This is a genomic window from Clostridium carboxidivorans P7 (assembly GCF_001038625.1).
GTDB classification, from domain to species: domain Bacteria; phylum Bacillota; class Clostridia; order Clostridiales; family Clostridiaceae; genus Clostridium_AM; species Clostridium_AM carboxidivorans.
In genome coordinates, this window is the sequence record NZ_CP011803.1 from 4,851,559 (window position 1) to 4,870,251 (window position 18,693).

At 29.3% G+C, this 18,693-nt stretch carries 18 protein-coding genes, 1 tRNA gene and 1 other annotated feature; of the genes, 8 read left to right on the forward strand and 11 right to left on the reverse strand.

What is annotated here, in order from left to right; translation table 11 throughout:
* The gene (locus Ccar_RS21890) at nucleotides 1-702 is read left to right on the forward strand and encodes a metallophosphoesterase (protein WP_007063857.1); all 702 of its coding nucleotides are present in this window, start codon (nucleotides 1-3) and stop codon (nucleotides 700-702) included.
* 96 nt (nucleotides 703-798) lie between these two features.
* On the opposite strand, the gene Ccar_RS21895 is transcribed toward Ccar_RS21890, so the two are convergent.
* The gene (locus tag Ccar_RS21895) at nucleotides 799-1,686 is read right to left on the reverse strand and encodes a DUF2225 domain-containing protein (protein ID WP_007063856.1); all 888 of its coding nucleotides are present in this window, start codon (nucleotides 1,684-1,686) and stop codon (nucleotides 799-801) included.
* 152 nt (nucleotides 1,687-1,838) lie between these two features.
* Between Ccar_RS21895 and yjbM the strand changes: the two genes are divergently transcribed.
* Together yjbM and Ccar_RS21905 are read left to right on the forward strand one after the other, a co-directional pair.
* The gene (gene yjbM / locus Ccar_RS21900; protein WP_048030430.1) at nucleotides 1,839-2,627 is read left to right on the forward strand and encodes a GTP diphosphokinase; all 789 of its coding nucleotides are present in this window, start codon (nucleotides 1,839-1,841) and stop codon (nucleotides 2,625-2,627) included.
* 157 nt (nucleotides 2,628-2,784) lie between these two features.
* Nucleotides 2,785-4,220, forward strand: a protein-coding gene (locus tag Ccar_RS21905) for an IS1182 family transposase (protein ID WP_416101003.1) whose coding sequence is annotated in 2 segments (ribosomal slippage) — nucleotides 2,785-3,367 and nucleotides 3,367-4,220 — 1,437 coding nt in all. Because the reading frame shifts where the segments join, the coding sequence is not laid out codon by codon here.
* A gap of 66 nt (nucleotides 4,221-4,286) precedes the next feature.
* Here Ccar_RS21905 and leuS read toward each other — a convergent pair.
* The 6 genes from leuS to Ccar_RS21935 all read right to left on the reverse strand — a co-directional run bounded on the left by leuS (nucleotide 4,287) and on the right by Ccar_RS21935 (nucleotide 9,825).
* The gene (gene leuS / locus Ccar_RS21910) at nucleotides 4,287-6,725 is read right to left on the reverse strand and encodes a leucine--tRNA ligase (RefSeq protein ID WP_007064009.1); all 2,439 of its coding nucleotides are present in this window, start codon (nucleotides 6,723-6,725) and stop codon (nucleotides 4,287-4,289) included.
* 97 nt (nucleotides 6,726-6,822) lie between these two features.
* Nucleotides 6,823-7,030: a binding site (T-box leader), on the reverse strand.
* Between the two features lie 101 nt (nucleotides 7,031-7,131).
* A tRNA-Gln gene (locus Ccar_RS21915) sits at nucleotides 7,132-7,207 on the reverse strand.
* A gap of 67 nt (nucleotides 7,208-7,274) precedes the next feature.
* On the reverse strand, nucleotides 7,275-7,784 hold the full coding sequence (locus Ccar_RS21920; RefSeq protein ID WP_007064010.1) for a hypothetical protein: 510 nt from the start codon (nucleotides 7,782-7,784) through the stop codon (nucleotides 7,275-7,277).
* Nucleotides 7,785-7,802: 18 nt separating this feature from the next.
* Complete coding sequence (locus Ccar_RS21925; protein WP_007064011.1) at nucleotides 7,803-8,396, reverse strand: J domain-containing protein; 594 nt, start codon at nucleotides 8,394-8,396, stop codon at nucleotides 7,803-7,805.
* Entirely contained in the window at nucleotides 8,380-9,258 is an 879-nt protein-coding gene (locus Ccar_RS21930) for a DUF5685 family protein (protein ID WP_048030432.1), read from the reverse strand. Before Ccar_RS21930 ends, Ccar_RS21925 begins: the two co-directional genes overlap by 17 nt.
* A 30-nt stretch (nucleotides 9,259-9,288) precedes the next feature.
* Nucleotides 9,289-9,825 (reverse strand): class IV adenylate cyclase, encoded by a 537-nt coding sequence (locus Ccar_RS21935; RefSeq protein WP_007064014.1) that lies wholly within the window; start codon nucleotides 9,823-9,825, stop codon nucleotides 9,289-9,291.
* Between the two features lie 217 nt (nucleotides 9,826-10,042).
* On the opposite strand from Ccar_RS21935, the gene Ccar_RS21940 reads away from it, so the two are divergent.
* Nucleotides 10,043-11,068 carry a branched-chain amino acid aminotransferase gene (locus Ccar_RS21940; RefSeq protein ID WP_007064015.1) on the forward strand — a complete coding sequence of 342 codons (1,026 nt, stop codon included), beginning with the start codon at nucleotides 10,043-10,045 and terminating at the stop codon, nucleotides 11,066-11,068.
* A 96-nt stretch (nucleotides 11,069-11,164) separates the two neighbouring features.
* Here Ccar_RS21940 and Ccar_RS21945 read toward each other — a convergent pair whose 3' ends face one another.
* On the reverse strand, nucleotides 11,165-11,782 hold the full coding sequence (locus Ccar_RS21945; RefSeq protein WP_007064016.1) for a hypothetical protein: 618 nt from the start codon (nucleotides 11,780-11,782) through the stop codon (nucleotides 11,165-11,167).
* Nucleotides 11,783-11,999: 217 nt separating this feature from the next.
* On the opposite strand from Ccar_RS21945, the gene Ccar_RS21950 reads away from it, so the two are divergent.
* Entirely contained in the window at nucleotides 12,000-12,494 is a 495-nt protein-coding gene (locus tag Ccar_RS21950) for a hypothetical protein (protein WP_007064017.1), read from the forward strand.
* A 66-nt stretch (nucleotides 12,495-12,560) separates the two neighbouring features.
* Here Ccar_RS21950 and fba read toward each other — a convergent pair whose 3' ends face one another.
* From fba to Ccar_RS21965, 3 genes are all read right to left on the reverse strand, one after another.
* Entirely contained in the window at nucleotides 12,561-13,493 is a 933-nt protein-coding gene (gene fba / locus Ccar_RS21955) for a class II fructose-1,6-bisphosphate aldolase (RefSeq protein ID WP_007063083.1), read from the reverse strand.
* 193 nt (nucleotides 13,494-13,686) lie between these two features.
* Entirely contained in the window at nucleotides 13,687-14,067 is a 381-nt protein-coding gene (locus Ccar_RS21960) for a DUF4363 family protein (RefSeq protein ID WP_007063082.1), read from the reverse strand.
* 15 nt (nucleotides 14,068-14,082) lie between these two features.
* The gene (locus tag Ccar_RS21965) at nucleotides 14,083-14,754 is read right to left on the reverse strand and encodes a DUF421 domain-containing protein (protein ID WP_007063081.1); all 672 of its coding nucleotides are present in this window, start codon (nucleotides 14,752-14,754) and stop codon (nucleotides 14,083-14,085) included.
* Nucleotides 14,755-14,923: 169 nt separating this feature from the next.
* On the opposite strand from Ccar_RS21965, the gene Ccar_RS21970 reads away from it, so the two are divergent.
* From Ccar_RS21970 to sdaAA, 3 genes are all read left to right on the forward strand, one after another.
* Nucleotides 14,924-16,579, forward strand: coding sequence for a nucleoside kinase (locus Ccar_RS21970; protein WP_007064568.1), 1,656 nt, complete (start codon nucleotides 14,924-14,926; stop codon nucleotides 16,577-16,579).
* Between the two features lie 406 nt (nucleotides 16,580-16,985).
* On the forward strand, nucleotides 16,986-17,666 hold the full coding sequence (sdaAB, locus tag Ccar_RS21975) for an L-serine ammonia-lyase, iron-sulfur-dependent subunit beta (RefSeq protein WP_007063079.1): 681 nt from the start codon (nucleotides 16,986-16,988) through the stop codon (nucleotides 17,664-17,666).
* Between the two features lie 4 nt (nucleotides 17,667-17,670).
* Complete coding sequence (gene sdaAA, locus Ccar_RS21980; protein WP_007063078.1) at nucleotides 17,671-18,543, forward strand: L-serine ammonia-lyase, iron-sulfur-dependent, subunit alpha; 873 nt, start codon at nucleotides 17,671-17,673, stop codon at nucleotides 18,541-18,543.
* The last annotated feature ends 150 nt before the right edge of the window (nucleotides 18,544-18,693 follow it).

Consider the following 18,693-nt stretch of genomic DNA (forward strand, 5'->3'; position numbering starts at 1 on the left):
GTGGCATTATTTGCAATATCTGATTTGCATTTAGATTTGAATGGTGATAAGCCAATGGACATATTTGGTGAAAATTGGTTTCAACATGATGAGAAAATTAAAACTAATTGGATTGAAAAGATAAAGGAAGAAGATGTAGTACTTATATCAGGTGATATATCTTGGTCTATGAAAATAGAAAATGGAATACAAGATTTAGAATGGATTCATAAATTGCCAGGTACGAAAGTTATGGTAAAAGGCAATCATGATTATTGGTGGGTAAGTATTACAAAATTAAATGAAATGTATGAAGATATGAAGTTTATACAAAATAATTTTTTTGTATATGGAGATTATGCTATATGCGGTACTAGAGGATGGGTATGCCCAGGAGGAGATAATTTTTCAGATCATGATGAGAAAATATATAAAAGAGAGCTTGGACGATTAAAGCTATCTTTGGACAGCGCTTCAAAAGCTGGATTTAGTAATTTTATTGTTATGCTTCATTATCCTCCTGTATATGATAAAAACATGGACTCTGGATTTGTTAGTATATTTAAGGAATATAATGTAAAGTTTGTTGTATATGGACATTTGCATGGAGCATCTTTATCAAAAGCTGTAAGAGGAGAAGTTGATGGAATTCAATATGTTGTTACATCAGCAGATTACTTAAATTTTAATCCCATAAGAATTTTGCAAGAGAAAGTGTTATAGCTTTGTATAAATTTATTTATGTTTTTATGAAATGAAATATTAGCTCTAATAGTTCTTTTGAGGATATGTTAGAGCTAATATTTTTTAGTAAATCTATTAACCAAAAAATTTCGAAAAAAATCCTTTTTTTGGTTTTGATTCTTCTTTTACAGGAGTTTCATCATTATTTAACTTATCAGCACTTTTTTCCAAATCTTCGGCTTCTTTTATTAAGTCTCTTTGGTCTCTGCTTCGGTCTTTAAGCTTTGAAGGAGCGCCTTGAGCAGTTATTATTTGACTGAACCACTTTAAACTTTCATCATTATTTCCTAATCGCCTATTTAATTCTCCTATGATGTACATGGAAGTAAACTTATCCATATTATATAAAGGAAAGCCTTCGTTAAAATAGGCAGAATTAAAGCCTTCTAAAGCCTGTTTTAAAAATAAAGTTTCATTTCCCGAATCTTCTAACAATCTGTACATCCAGGCTATTTTTAAGCAGTTCATGGCCTTTTTGCTAGCTTTTGCATCTATTACATAATAATTCAGTAAAGAAAGTTTAAATCTTTCTATAGCTACGTTTACATCATATACATCTGGATAAGCTTTAGGATGCCATTTGGGTTTGATTTTTTCTTTTACTAGTTCAATTTCAGAATTTCTGATTTTATTAAAGTCTCTTTTCATTGCAGCATATCCGCATTTGTTACAAATCCATACATCATAAAAATAAGGATTTATAACATCAAATATAATGAATGAATCAGAATCCTTTCTTAAAATTCTAGCAGCGGAGGTTTTAACTGCTTTAGTTTTAAACTCATTACCACAGACGGGACATGTAACTTCACGATTATATAACAAATTTTTTTGCTTTTCTTCATCAGTTAAATGAAGTATTTCTTCATTTTTTGCTTCTTCTTTTTTAGTATGGTATAAATCTATTTCATCTATATCATCAAACCCTAAATCTTCCAAACCGGAAAATATATTTTCTGACATTAGAACATCTCCTTCATTATTTAAAAGATTTTATATAGATTATTATATCAAAAAAACTAATTAAATTATATTATTTTAGTTATAAATAACGAAAGTAGTAGTATAATATAAGAAATGATTACATCAAATCTACTGTATAGGGGTGAGCGCATATGGCTATAGGGGAATGGAAGGCATTTTTAATACCTTATGAGCAAGCAGTTGAAGAGCTAAAAGTTAAATTTAGGAGTATAAGAAAGGAATATAGAAGGAAGAATGAGTATTCGCCTATAGAATTTGTTACGGGAAGGGTAAAGGAAATATCCAGTATATTGGAAAAAGCTAATAAGTTTAATATACCTTTAGATAGAATCGATTATGAAATAGAAGACATAGCAGGCATAAGGGTTATGTGCCAATTTGTTGATGACATTGAGAAGGTTGTTGAAATAATAAGAGGAAGAAAGGATATGCAAATATTATATGAAAAGGACTATATAACCAATGTAAAAGAAAGTGGTTATAGAAGTTATCATGTTATTATAAAATATCCTGTAAATATGGCAGATGGTGAAAAAGATATTTTAGCAGAATTTCAAATAAGAACCTTAGCAATGAATTTTTGGGCAACTATAGAACATTCTCTTAATTATAAATATAAGCACGAAATACCGGATAATATAAAATTAAAATTAAAAAATGCAGGGGATGCTGCCTTTCAATTAGATGGACAAATGCTTGAAATAAAAGATGAAATAAAGGATGCTCAAAAGTTGTTCGAAGTAAAGTCAAGCCTTGTTTCAGATATAATGAATAATATATTGACACTATCGTCTATGGGTAAATTTTCCGAAGCTAAAAGATATCAAGCTCAATTAAATAAGCTCATAGAGGAAGGGGAAGTATTTGAACTTACTAATTTACTAAGAAATATAGAAAAGGTTCTTGAAATGTACAAATAGAGGGCTATAAGCCCTCTATTACAGGCTGTTGATAAACATATTTTGTCAGCAGCCTTTTAAATTTTTAGCCCGATAGGGCTTTTTTTAAATTCAAAAAGGATTTTAAGATTTTGTGTAGAATTAATATAATATCAGATTTTTTAAGGAGTTAACTATTATGATTAAAGAAAATAATTCTGCACAGCAACAATTAGAGTTAGTATATATAGAAAATTTAGTTCCCAAAGATCATATCTTAAGGAAAATTGATAAATATATAGATTTTTCATTTATAAGAGATTTAACTAAGGACTTCTATTGTCCTGATAATGGACGACCAGCAATTCAGCCAGTAGTTTTATTCAAAATGTTATTTATAGGTTACTTATTTGCAATAAGATCAGAGCGACAGCTCGTGAAAGAAATTGAAGTAAATGTAGCTTATCGCTGGTTTTTAGGATTTTCATTAACAGATAAAATCCCAAGTCATTCTACTATAAGCCAAAATAGAATAACAAGATTTAAGGATACAAATATATACCAAGAAATCTTCGATAATATTGTATTTCAAGCAATAAATAAAAAATTGGTAGATGGTAAAATTCTATATACAGATTCTACACATTTGAAAGCTAACGCTAATAAAAACAAGTTTACAAAAGAACAAATTACACAATCAACCAAAGACTATTTTAATGAGTTAGAAGAAGACATTAATAAGGATAGAGTAGCTCATGGAAAACAACCTCTAAAAAAAAAGATAAAATAGAAAAAACTAAAGAAATTAAGACCAGTACTACAGACCCTGATAGTGGCTATATGCATAGGGATGGAAAACCAAAAGGATTTTTTTATTTAGATCATAGAACTGTAGATGGAAAGTATAACATAATAACAGATGTTTATGTAACGCCTGGTAACATAAATGATGTAGATCCTTATATAGAAAGACTAGATGTTCAAATTAAAAAGTTTAATTTGCAAACTAAATATGTTGGAGCCGATGCTGGTTATTCTACTAATAATATTTGTAAACAAATATTTGAACGAGAACTAAAAGCAGTTATGGGCTATAGACGTAGTCCTCATGTAAAAGGTAAATTTACTAAATTTAGATTCCAATATGTTAAAGAACAAGATGTATATTATTGTCCAGATTTAAGAGCATTAGAATATAGAACTACTAACCGTGATGGTTATAGAGAATATGTATGTAAAATCGAGTACTGCAGCCAATGCAATAAAAAAGAAAATTGCTTATCAGATAAAAGCAAAAGAAAAGTTGTTTATCGCCATGTCTGGGAAGATTACAAGGATGAAGTAATCAAATTTACTAAGACTGATAAAGGAAAATGGCTATATAAAAGAAGAAAAGAAACTATCGAGCGTAGCTTTGCAGATTCAAAAAATCTCCATGGTCTGCGCTATTGTCGCATGCGTGGAATTAAAAAAGTTTCTGAACAATGTTTGTTAACAGCAGCAGTTCAGAATATGAAAAAGATAGCCAGGGTGCTATCGCACCTATTTTTGCAATTTTTAAAGAATTCACTAACCAATTTATGGATAACATTCTCTTTTTATATGCTACCGCATAAATATTTAAGACAAAATTAAACCCAGCACTTTAAAAATGCTGGGTTTATGAACAATCTGAAATAGAGGGCTATAAGCCCTCTATTATTATTTTGCAACTATGTTTACAAGTCTACCTTTAACAACTATAATCTTTTTTAATTCCTTATCTTTAATCAAGGATTTGACTTCATCGTCATTAAGCACAATTTCTTTTATTTCATCATCAGATAGTCCTGTAGCTATATTTATTTTAGCTCTTACTTTTCCGTTAACTTGAATTGCAATTTCTACTTCATCTTTTATTAATGCATTAGAATCAAACTCAGGCCATTTTTCATTAAATATAGAAAAATTCATACCTGTAAGATTCCATTGTTCTTCTGCAAAATGAGGAGCAAAAGGTGCAAGAAGTTTTATAAAATCAACTATAACATCCTTTAAGAAAGCAGCATTTTTTACATCCTCTGATAAATATTTAGAAAGAGCATTTGTATATTCCATAAGTCTTGCTATAGAAGTATTAAACTGGAATTTACTAGCATCTTCTGATATAGATTTTATAGAAAAATGTCTTACATAGTTTAATGCTTTTTCTGCTTTATCTAATGAAGTTTTATCATTTTCAGAGTTATTAATTACCTCTCTACAAGAAGTCAGGATTCTTTCGATTCTATCTACAAATCTTCCTATGGATTTTATGCCATCATCACTCCATGCTCCACCTTCTGAATAGTCAAATCCAAACATAAGATACATTCTAAATACATCTGAACCAAATTCTTTAATGTAATCATCTGGTGATATAGTATTTCCCTTTGATTTACTCATTTTTAATCCATCTGGTCCAAGGATTAATCCTTGATGTCTTAATGATAGGAAAGGTTCATCAAAGTTTAAATATCCCATATCCCTTAATGCTTTAGTTATAAATCTAGCATATAAAAGGTGCATACATGCATGTTCTGGTCCGCCTACATACATATCTACAGGAAGAAGTCTATTTATTTTTTCAGTATCAAAAGCTTTTTCTGAATTTTTGTTATCAGGATATCTTAAGTAATACCATGAAGAACATACAAAAGTATCTAAAGTATCAGCTTCTCTTTTAGCAGGTCCACCGCACTTAGGGCAAGTTGTATTTACAAATTCAGGTGATTTTGATAAAGGAGATTTTCCATCAGGTGAAAATTCAACATCATATGGAAGTTCAACTGGTAGATTTTCTTCAGGTACAGCTACTGTTCCACATTTTTCGCAATATACTATAGGAATAGGAGCTCCCCAATATCTTTGTCTTGAAACTAACCAATCTCTTAATCTGTAGTTAACTTTCCATCCGCCAAGATTTATGCTTTGAAGCTTTTTTACTACAGCTTCTTTACCCTCGTTGGTAGAAAGACCGTTAAATTCTGAGCTGTTAATCATTTTGCCATGTTCAATATATGGAAGAGAATCTCCTCCTTCAATAACTCGTTCTATTGGAAGGTTGTATTTTGTAGCAAATGCAAAATCCCTTTCATCATGAGCAGGAACTGCCATAACTGCTCCTGTACCGTATGTGTTTAAAACATAATCAGCAACCCAAATAGGAACCTTTCTTCCATTTATAGGGTTAATGGCATAAGAGCCTGTAAATACTCCAGTTTTTTCTCTTGTGATAGACTGTCTTTCTATATCTGATTGTTTTTTAGCATCATCTTTATATTTAGCTACTGCCTCTTTATATTCATCAGTTGTAAGTCCATCAACTAGATCATTTTCAGGAGCTAAAACTACATAAGTGACACCAAATAGAGTATCTACTCTAGTTGTAAATACTTTAAATTCAATAGAAGATTTATCTACTTTAAAAATAGCTTCAGCACCTTTTGATTTACCAATCCAATGTCTTTGCATAGCCTTAGTTTTTTCAGGCCAATCTAATTTATCTAAATCTTGAAGTAATTCGTCAGCATAATCTGTGATTTTAAGGAACCATTGAGTTAAATTTTTCTTTATAACTTCAGTACTGCATCTTTCACAAGTACCATCAACTACCTGTTCGTTAGCAAGAACTGTATTACAACTAGGACACCAATTTACAGGCGCTTCACTTCTATAAGCTAAGCCTTTTTCATAAAGTTTTAAAAATACCCATTGGGTCCATTTGTAGTAATCTGGTAAACATGTAATTACTTCATTTTCCCAATTAAACATGGCTCCCATGGCTCTTAATTGTTTTTCCATAGTTTCAATGTTTTTTAAAGTAGAATCTTTTGGATGTATTCCTGTTTTTATTGCATAGTTCTCAGCAGGAAGTCCAAAGGCATCAAAACCCATAGGTTGGAATACGTTAAATCCTTGCATTCTCTTCATTCTAGCCCAAGAATCTACAGGTCCATAGTTAAACCAATGTCCTGCATGAAGTTTACTTCCTGATGGGTAAGAGAACATTTCAAGAGTATAAAGTTTTTCACCTGGATTATTTTCATCGAATTTATAAATTCCGGACTCTTCCCAATTTTTTTGCCATTTTTCATCAATGTTAGTACCATAGTTCCCCATGTTATCGCTCCTTTTCATACTTTTATCTGTTAGCTTTACTAATTCATAGTATTATTCTTGACAATATTTAAATAAAATAAAAGGCCTTCGTCTATTTTTAAGAGACGAAAGGCCAAAATTCCGCGGTACCACTCTAATTAAACCTTATAAAGGTTTCACTCAAAAATATAACGGTTTTAACCGTATCTATCTTTTCAATAGATAAGCTCTAAGGTGAGTTCATATTTTATCAACGCTGCTTTACACCGATTTAACAGCTCTCTTCTGAAGATATAAATATTACTAGTCCTCTTCAAAGCTTTATAATTAACTTATTGTAAATTTTATAATAATAGAAACATTTTGTCAAGGATTATTATTTAAAATCATAAATAAAGAAGAATCCTTAAAATTAAGGATTCTTTAATGGCTGCCCATGCTGGATTCGAACCAACACAATGCCTGCTCCAGAGGCAGGTGCCTTACCATTTGGCTAATGGGCAATATTTTTATCAACATTAAATATTATATCAGATATGATAAATATGTCAACAACATTGAAAAAGTTTTTTAAAAATTAAACTTTTTGTTTATTACATCTATAAATAGCGTTAAGACATAATCATATATTAAAAATGCAAATTGAGCACCTATGATTATAAAATATATAGATATATTTAATTTTAGTATATTAGGAAAGAAAAGCTTATAAATAATAAACATAGAGAACATAACAATATTAAAGAAAACTAATTTTAATAAAAGTTCCAGATACATTTTTCTTATTTTTTCAACGTAATACTTTATAGTACCATATAAGCCAAAGAATATTATATAAAGTATAACTGGAATTTTAAAACCACATATAAGCAGTGAAAGAGCTGAAGTGGCAGCGTATATAATTAGTGCATTTTTAATATTCGTTGTAATTACGGACAGTGGGATAATACAAGAAGCTATTGCTAGTAAATAAAGTTTATTTACAGGTAATAATGTACTTAAATATATACAAATAACTCCAAAGGCTGTAAAAAGGCCTCCTTTAGATATATAAGAAGCTTTAGTATTTTTACTATCCATACAAATACACTCCTAACTTTAGCAGCAGCTTATAAGATCTCCACCACTACATTCACAGCAGCAGTCAAGGCAATACAAGGTAGCACATATATCACACAAACCTGTATCTTTTCTTCTATTATTATAATAAGGTTCCCTATAAGAATTATTCATATTATTTAATCTATTAAAAGCTTCTCTATACTTCATATTTCCAGGATTTAAATTACAGGCCATGCTTAAATTATTGTAAGCATCATTATACCAGCCTCTTTGAAGGTTAAGTAAACCCATTAAATAATTCCATTCAGCATCTCTTGTAGTAATACCATTCAGTTTTCGTTCTGCTGAAGAAAAATTACCATTTCTAATGTCCATTTCAATTGATTGATATGAAGGATTATTATTATAACCTCCTTGGTTATTGTTAGAATAAGAAGCATCAGGAGTATTTTTCATTAAATAATCATAAGCTTCATTTAATTCTCTCATTTTGTCTTCAGCCAAATCTTTTAAAGGATTATTACCATATTGATCAGGATGATATTTTTTGGCTAATTCTCTATAAGCTTTTTTTATTTCATCTTTTGTGGCAGTTTCCTTTACTCCTAACACTTCATAGGGATTTCTCATTTTTATCAGCACTCCTTTTAAACACTTTATCCATTTTTTCTAAAAGTCCATATTGCAAAATATTATATAACAAGTCTTCATTTTTTTTTAGCTTCAGCTTATTTAGAAAAGAAATACATTGAGAAGCACAGGTGCCTAAAATGAAGTCTATTCTTTGTTCCACTTGTTTAGAAAACTCATTAAATGAAAGATTATCATTATTAAAACAAGCATTTATAGCATTAAACTTGTTTTTACTCATGTCAGCTTCTAAATCGTCAAAGGCATCTATAATATAAATCCATTTTCCAAGGTTATAGCCTAACCAATATAATGTATCTTTATTATCATCATTTTTATAAGAACTTAAAATAAATCCTGTAAGTTCTGCAAAATGGTGTGCCAAAGAATCTATTGAGGCATTCTTAGCATTAGATTCATAATTATATAACTCAGTTAATATATTCTCTATATATTTAATATGATCCTCTAAAATTACAGGAGTTTTTTTTAAATACCTTTTGAAGAGAATTGAAAAAATCTTTCCTTTAATAGAGTTATCATCGTTTACGTTATCTAAAAATTTATAATAACTCAAAATTGTATTACAAAAAGCAGCATAATGTAAACAAGGGTTGTTTTTAATAACAGCTTTACCTTTAAAGGCATGAACACTGCACTTTTCTTTTACATAAATAGGAGTTGTATCATTTAATGAATCTAAAAGTATAGCTAAGAAAGTCATATCATAATTAAGTGCCATTCTTGGAATATTACCTATATTATTTTTTATCGATTTACACAAACCACAATAATAAGCCTTAAACTTTTCATAGTCTTTAATTTTAAGCTCCATTTTACATGGAGTAACGTAACCAAACATATTAAAAATTCTCCAATTCTAAGATTGATATTAAAGTCCTCTTTCTTCTAATATTTTAAATATAGTTTTTGAGGTAGTATCTTTCATAGTATAACCAAGTAATATAACTACTTCTTCTAATTCTTTATCATCAGATGTTTCTATTTCTATATAAGGAAAAGGACAGAAACTTTTGTCGTTTATATCAATTTCTACTAGAGTATTTTTATATTTATAACTTTCTCTATATTTTTTTATTGATTGAATAAGTTCTAAACCTAGTGACTTAAATATTTTTTCACCAGAATCAGCATATAGTATTTCAGTTTCATTTTCTTCCATTATTTTATATGTTCCTTGGCTTAATAACTTTTTTGTAGTCATGTAATAATGATTTGAGTTATCAAGCAAATTGTGAACTATTCTTATTCTTGCATATCCCTTGTTATTTATCAATATTTTATCATGAAAATCATATATGTTATTTATTTGATTTTCTTCTTTTACTTTAACAGCATTCATATTTTGAAGTTTTTCTCTTATATTTTCAACATCTATATCAATTATTCTTGTTTCAAATTCGTTCATATAAAAACTCCTTGTAAAATAATACTTTTAATTTGAATTATAACATAAAACTATATTATGTGTATAAAGGTATTTATATAAATGTTTAAATTATCAAAAATTTAAATATTTATATATTATTGAGGAATAATAGTAGAGTCTTGTGAAATCTATCCGCTGCTACATTTAATTAGTGAAAATTATATACATTTATTATTTCTATTTGGAGGTGCTTTTAATGAGTAAAGAAGTAAATATTGATTGGGCAAGCTTGGGGTTTAATTATATTAAAACAGATTTACGATATATATCAAGATGGAAGGATGGAAAATGGGATGAAGGACAGTTAGTTCAAGATAATATGCTTAGTATAAATGAATCTTCTACAGCTATTCACTATGGACAGCAATGTTTTGAAGGATTAAAGGCTTATCGTACAAAAAATGGGAAAATACAATTATTTAGACCAGATAGGAATGCGAAACGTATGCAAGATAGTTGTAGACGTATTTTAATGCCAGAGGTATCTATAGAAAAATTTATAGATGCATGTATTAAAGTTGTTAAAGCAAATGAACAGTATGTACCACCATATGAAACTGGTGCAACTCTTTATCTCAGACCTTTTGTAATAGGGGTAGGAGATAATATTGGAGTTAAACCAGCACCAGAATTTATATTCTCTGTATTTTGTATACCTGTAGGGCCTTATTTTAAAGGAGGAATGGTTCCTGTAAACTTTAATGTATCAGAATATGATAGAGCTGCACCATATGGTACAGGTGCAGCAAAGGTTGGAGGAAACTATGCAGGGAGTCTCTATCCACATGAATTAGCAGTGAAAGAAGGTTTTGCAGACTGTATTTATCTTGATCCAGCAACTCATACTAAGATAGAAGAAGTTGGAGCAGCTAATTTTTTTGGAATAACGAAGGATAATAAGTTTGTTACTCCAAAATCTCCATCAATTCTTCCAAGTATAACTAAGTATTCATTATTGCATATTGCAAAAGAATATTTAAATATGGAAGTAGAAGAAAGGGATGTTTTAATTGATAACTTAGATGAATTTAAAGAAGCTGGTGCCTGTGGAACTGCTGCAGTAATAACTCCAATTGGTGGAATAGAGTATAAAGGAAATTTGCATGTATTTCATAGTGAAAAAGAAGTAGGACCTGTAACTAAAAAACTTTATGATACGCTTTATGAAATTCAATTTGGGGATATAGAGGCTCCAGAAGGTTGGATTGTAGAAGTTAAATAATATTGCAAATATTGCTTAAGCCATTCTTTGATGATACTTTAATCTTTTAGAAAAAGATATTATATATCAAAGCGATGGCTTAATATACTGTAAAAATCAATCTTTATTTGATATTCCTGTATTAGAAGATAAAAAATTAGAACTAATGTTATTTTGTAAAATCTTTTTTAGTATTTTTTCAGTTATGGAATTAATACTGTTTTTAAAATCATTTTCTATAATAATATCAGCATTATGTATTACTTCACTTGCAGACTTCTTTATAATATTGTTTTGTGAGTTTTTCATCATTATAAAGATTCCAGGGTTAACAACGGTACGCAGGCTATTGGATTCACAAATTATTAAGGTATTCTTAGGCACTTGTGACATAAATTCTTCAATAGCAGGTTTAATGTGTGTTTTTAAACATTTAAGCCAATAGACTTTTTCAGCGCCTGACGATAATAAGAGAGAAGTATCTTTGTTAGCACTTATGTTAGTTTCTTCTAACAGTTCAAAGTTTCCTTTCATATTAGAACAAGTTCCGCAACCTTCCCCACCTCTAGGACATTTGCTGTTTTTTTGTTGTATGGTGGTTATCTTTAATCCGATAATGGGAGATCTATTTTTTAATTGTTTAATTAGTTCAGTCGCAATAGCAGTTTTACCACTGTTGCGACTTGATGATCCAATTAAAATCATTTGTGGTATGTTTAATAATTTTATATCCATTTTAACTCACTCCCTAAAATATATGGTGTAGTTCAGATATTTAAGTAAACTTATTATACAATAGTTATTGATAATTTATCAAATATCATCGAATAAATAAAGTTATATATTATTGAGAAAAGTTTTGGAGGCCAGTGTAATTAAATACCTTAGCAGAATAAATTGTGATACAATAATAACAGGGAATTATTATGTAATGGTCAGGGGAGGAGAATAAATGAATAATTATAAGCAATTAGTTACTACTTATAAAACAGTTCAATATAAATCCTTATCATCAGTTACATTTGTAGGACTTATATTAGCATTAATTATGGTTGTAACATATCAGATGATTCCAGCAGTGGTGTTAGTAGTAGTATCCTTTGGAACTGCATATTTTAAAAGGTATTTATATGTTGAATATGAATATGAATTTAATAAAGAAGAAATAAGTATACATAAAATAATCGGCAGGGTTAAGAGAAAAAAATGCATAAATTTTAATGTAAAAGATATAGAAATTTTAGCAGCACAAAATAGCAAGTCTTTAAAGGCTATTAATAATTTACCTAAAAAGAAGATGAAGCTTTATCCTTCTACTTCTAGAGAATTAATTTATTCAGCAATATTGAAATACAATGAGGAAAGAATTCAAGTAAGATTTGTGCCAGATAATAAGTTCATAGATCTATGCTATAAGCACAATCCTAATTGTGTTAAAAAGAATTAGCAAGTTTTGGTAATATAAAAATTCCTTAAAGAAGGGTTTAATCCTTCTTTAAGGAATTTTTAAATATTATTTTAAAGAATCACTTGAACCAAGCACATCTTCAATTTTGCCTTCAACAACTTTTTGAATGTAATCTCTTCCGGCTCCACAATATTTTCTTGGATCGAATTCCTTTGGATTATCTCCAAAAGTTTTTCTTATAGCAGCAGTCATTGCTAATCTTAAGTCAGTGTCCATATTAATTTTACATACGGCCATAGAAGATGCTTTTCTAAGCATGTCTACAGGAATACCTTTAGCACCAGCTATATTTCCACCATATTTATTACAAGTTGCAACAGCTTCTGGATCAACAGCTGAAGCTCCATGAAGAACTATTGGGAAATTTGGTAATTTTTCTTGTATTTTTTCTAATATATCAAATCTTAGTTTAGGTTTAAAATCTAGTGGGAATTTGAAAGCACCATGTGAAGTTCCAATAGCTATAGCTAAAGAATCAACACCTGTTCTGTTAACAAAATCTACAGCTTGATCTGGATCAGTATATATATGTTCAGCAGCAACAACATCATCTTCTACTCCTGCTAAAACTCCAAGTTCAGCTTCTACAACAACACCTTTAGAATGTGCGTAGTCAACAACTTCTTTTGTTTTTGCTACATTTTCTTCATATTCATAGTGTGAACCATCAAACATAACTGAAGTAAATCCAGCATCAATAACTTCTTTTACAGTTTTAAAATCTGGACCATGATCTAGATGTAAAGCAATATCGATTCCAGTTTCTTCTATAGCAGCATCTACCATAGCTTTTAAACATCTTGCACCAGCGTATTTTATTGCTCCTGCAGAGCATTGAAGAATAACAGCTGAGTTTTTAGCCTTTGCACCTCTAACAACACCTTGGATTATTTCCATATTGTTAATGTTGAAAGCACCTATTGCGTATTTGCCTTCATAAGCTTTTTTGAACATCTCCTTAGTAGTAACTAATGCCATTTTGTATTCCACCTTCCAAACTTTTAATATTTTAATGATATATGAATGAAAAAACATTCATATTCTTTAATAGCTAAATCTTGAAAAAATAGGGACGATTTGAGACCCAGTGGGACTCGATTGTTATGTATACATTATAATCGATTGAGTTTATATTTTCCATAGTTTAATTATAAATTATTTTGCGAGATTTTTAAAATATATTTTGTATATTTACTTTTTCCATGTTAAGTATATGTTTAAGCAAAAATTTTATTACGTGGTTAGAAGCTAAAGCTTCGTCTTTTGTATGGCATTTAGTATATTGGGTAAGTTTCCATATTTCATTATTAATATTGTCTATTTCAGCATGGTTTACAAAAATAGAAATTTTACGAGTACAATTATCCCAGTTATCTAAGAGCTTTAAGGATTTATTATAAGCTTCATCCCAAGAGTTAGATTCTATAGATTTTTCTATTTGGATGTTAAGAGTATCTAATTTACCACAAGTTTGACTTAAATAATTTATGGAGAATACTAAGGATAAAAACATAGCAATAAAAATTATCAAAGCAGCAAATAAATTTCGCATTTAACCACATCCCTTTTATACCTTTTTTTGATAATAAAAACTACCTTGAGAATCTATAAGAGCTATAAAAACTTCTTTAGGAGAATCTATATTAAATCTCTTTAGTTTCTCATTAAGCCAATTTTCATCTTTATTTAGTATTTTTAAATTGTCATGATTTATGCTTCCATCTAAAATTAAAGTAACAGGAATTGTATCTTGTTTAAATGGTACTTTTAAATCACCTTTGGTAGCGGGAGCAAGGTTAGTTTTAGGTATAATAGATAGTTGGCCGCTGGTTTCAAGAATGGCGAAGTGTATATCATCCAAATTAAAATGACCTTGAAGTCTAAGTTCTTCCATTAGATCATTTATATTAAATTGTTGACGTCTTAACTCCTTAATATCTATTTTTCCGTTATTTATTAAAATACTTGGCTTACCATTCAGAAGAAGCCTAACTTTTTCGCTTTTAAGTTCAAGTACAGATAAAATTGTTTGAATTAGTAATAATGTAATAATCGCTATAACTCCATGTATAATTGGGATTCTAGTATCTTGCATAGGAAAAGAAGCTAATTCGGAAATCATTATAGTAATAGCAAGTTCAAAAGGCTGCAATTCTCCTATTTGCTTTTTACCCATTAAACGCATAGATATAATAACCAAAAAATACAATATAGCTGTTCTGATAAGTACAGTAAACATTTAAATACCTCCGTTAGAGTTAGATTTTGTTTAATTTTAAAGTTAAAATTAAAATTTTTCAGCTCATAATATATTTTCTGTATAATATAAAAAAATATAACTGAATTTGAACATTTTTAGTAAAATGACGTATAATAATAGTACACAAAAAAATGGGGGGGCATGTAATATGTCTAAGTTAAAAGTTAAAATAAATAACAAAGAATTATTTATAGAAAAAGGAACAACTTTATATGATGTGATTAAAAAAAGTAGTTGTGAACAAAATATTCCTATAGTGCTTGGAAAAATAAATGGAGAATATTGTGAGCTTACATCAACCATAGAAGAAAATTCGGAAATAGAAGCTGTGAATATTACTGACAAGTTGGGAAGCAAAACTTTTATAAGGACTTTGCAGTTTATTCTTATTAAATCTGTTTTCGATTTATTTCCTGAAGCTCAAATAACTATAGAACATTCTTTGAGTAAAGGTTTATTTGGAGAAATTCATAAAAATACCCCATTGACTGAAGAGGATATTCAGAAAATAAAGATAAGAATGAATGAAACAATACAAAAAAATATTCAGATAAAAAAGGTAAGTATGGATAGAAAAAAAGCTATAGAAATATTTTCTACGTACAGAATGGAAGATAAGGTAAGATTACTTAATCATGTAAATACAGCTACGGTTAAACTTTATGAACTAGATGGGAGATATGACTACTTTTATGGGTCTATGGCTTACTCTACAGGTATAATAAATGTATTTGATTTAAAATATTATGAGCCAGGTTTTTTGCTTAAGTATCCAATAGAGACAGATCCTTTTAATATACCTAAATCAGCTGTATATAAAAAATTAAGTAAAATATTTCGTGAAACAGAACAATGGGGAAATATATTAGGTGTAGGTGATGTTGGATCTTTAAATGACAAAGTTGAAGACAATGAAATTATAGACATAATAAGGGTAGCAGAAGCACTTCATGAAAAAAAGATAGCTTATATAGCAGACATGATAAGTGAGAGAAAAAATGTAAAAATAGTATTAATAGCAGGTCCATCTTCTTCTGGTAAAACTACATTTGCTAGAAGGCTTGGAATACAACTTAGAGTTAATGGGCTTATACCGATTCCTATATCACTAGATGATTATTTTGTGGATAGAGAACATACTCCTAAAGATGAAAATGGAGAGTATGATTTTGAATCTATATATGCCTTAGATTTAGAATTATTTAATAAAAATCTAGAGCAGTTGCTTAATTATGAAGAAATAGAGATACCTTCTTTTAATTTTAAAACAGGAAGTAGAGAATGGACAAATCAGAAAATTAAACTTCCTAGCAATGGAGTGTTAATAATAGAAGGAATACATGGTTTAAATGAAATGCTTACTAGTGTTATACCTAAAGAAAACAAATTTAAAATATATATAAGTGCACTTACACAATTAAATGTAGATAATCACAATAGAATAGCAACTACAGATGTGAGAATTATAAGAAGAATAGTAAGAGATTACCTTTCAAGAGGATATGGTGGAGAAGATACTTTAAAAATGTGGCCTTCAATAAAGCGTGGAGAAGAAAAAAATATATTTGTATTTCAGGAGAATGCAGATGTTATGTTTAATTCTACTTTAGTGTATGAACTATGTGTGTTGAAGCAATATGCGTTAAAGGAATTGGAAAAAATAAGTGATAAGAGTCCTGTTTATTATGAAGCTTTAAGATTAAAAAGTTTCCTTCACTTTTTCAAGAGTGTGGATGTGGAATTGGTTCCAGATAACTCCATACTAAGAGAGTTTATAGGGGGAAGTTGTTTTTATAAATATTAGTGTGAGAGTTTAATAACTAATAATTAATATATTTAAATTGCTATTAAAACAATTTTTATTGTTTTAGTGTATGAAGAGAGAACTTTAAAAGAGTTCTCTTTTTGTGTACAGCGAATCTTAAAATTTATATAAGAATGGAAAAAATAGAATAATTTCATTCAATGATTAACTTTTAACAAAGCAGTAAAGAACTTTTTTATTTAAATTTTATTAATTTATACAAAAAACTTTCAAAATATATATAAAAAAAATCAAAGTTATTGTATAATTAAGTTGTGATAAATTTATTATCGCTGTGATAAATTTATTATTACTGTGATAAATTTACTATTGATGTGATAAATTTATTATTATAGTTAGTTTTATGATTTTATAGAAATAATTAAATGGAAGGTTGTGCTATAAAATGAGAGAATACAGTGCTTTTGATATTTTAGGACCTATAATGATAGGACCATCAAGTTCCCATACTGCAGGAGCAGCAAGATTAGGAAAGGTTGCAAAGACTATAGCTGATGGTAAGATTAAGAAAGTTAAATTTTTCCTGCATGGATCTTTTGCAAGCACATATAAAGGACATGGTACTGATAAAGCTTTAGTAGCAGGAATATTAGGAATGAATCCATGGGATGAAGGATTAAAAACTTCTATGGATAAAGCAAAAGAAAAAGGTATAGAAATAGAATTCATACCAACAGACCTTGGAGATGTACATCCTAATACAGTTAAATTTGAAATAACAAGAACCGATGGTAAGGTAGTAGAGGTAATAGGTTCATCAATAGGTGGAGGAAATATAATAATAACAGGAATAGATGGAGAAAATATAGAGTTCACAGGAGCTTACCCTACTATATTAATAAATCATGTAGATTTACCAGGAATGGTGGCTAGAGTAAGTGCCGTATTATATTATTACAGAATAAATATTGCTTTTATGAGAGTTTACAGAAGTGGTAAAGGATCAGCTGCAGCAATGGTATTTGAAGTAGATGATATTATATCTCAAGAGCTAATAGATGAAATAAGAAAAATACCTAATATAAAAAATGCAAGAGCTATAAATCCTGTGAAGGAGGATAAATAAGGTTATGGTTAATTATGGATATGAACTTGTAGAAGTATGTAAAGAAAAAAAATTAAGTATATGGGAATACACTGCTCAAGAAGAAGCAAAAGCTACAAATCTTACTGTTGAAGAAGTTTTTGAAAAAATGAGAAAAAATTTGGTTGTAATGCAGCATTCAGCGGAATATGGATTAAAAAATGAAGTAAAATCAGTAAGTGGTCTTATAGGTGGAGATGCCTGTAAATTAGATAAGTATTCGAAATCTGGGAAAACGTTAACAGGGGATTTTATGGTTAAGGCAATGGCAAGAGCTCTTTCTTGTTCAGAAGTAAATGCGGCTATGGGAAAAATAGTAGCAGCACCTACAGCAGGTTCTTGTGGAATAATGCCAGCAGTTATAATAAGTGCTGGAGAAAAGTTAAATAAGACTGAAGATGAATTAGTTAAAGCATTATTTACAGCTACAGGAGTTGGCATAATAATAGCTAAAAATGCTACTATGGCAGGCGCAGAAGGTGGATGTCAAGCAGAATGTGGATCAGCAGCGGCTATGGCTTCAGCAGCAGTAGTAGAAATGATGGGTGGAACTCCAGAACAGGCATTAAATGCATCAGCTATAGTAATAAAAAATATATTAGGATTAGTATGTGACCCTATAGCTGGACTAGTAGAAGTACCTTGTGCAAAAAGAAATGCTTCAGGTACAGTTAGTGCATTGACTACAGCAGATATGGTTATGGGAGGAGTTTCTAGTAAAATACCTTTTGATGATACAGTATCAGCTATGTATAAGGTGGGAAAACAGCTTCCTTGTGAATTAAGAGAAACAGCACTTGGAGGATTAGCAGTTACAGAAACAGGCTTAAAGTTGAAAAAACAAGTGCTTGGGGAATAACATTAAATTGGTTTAATTTTAAGAGAATTAGATTTTAAGTCTAATTCTCTTTTTAATTTTGTATTTTATAGATATTAAGTTTTAATAGTTTGAATTAATTTAAGAAAAGTGCAATATATTAATATTGGTATCAAATTTTACGTGGTGGAG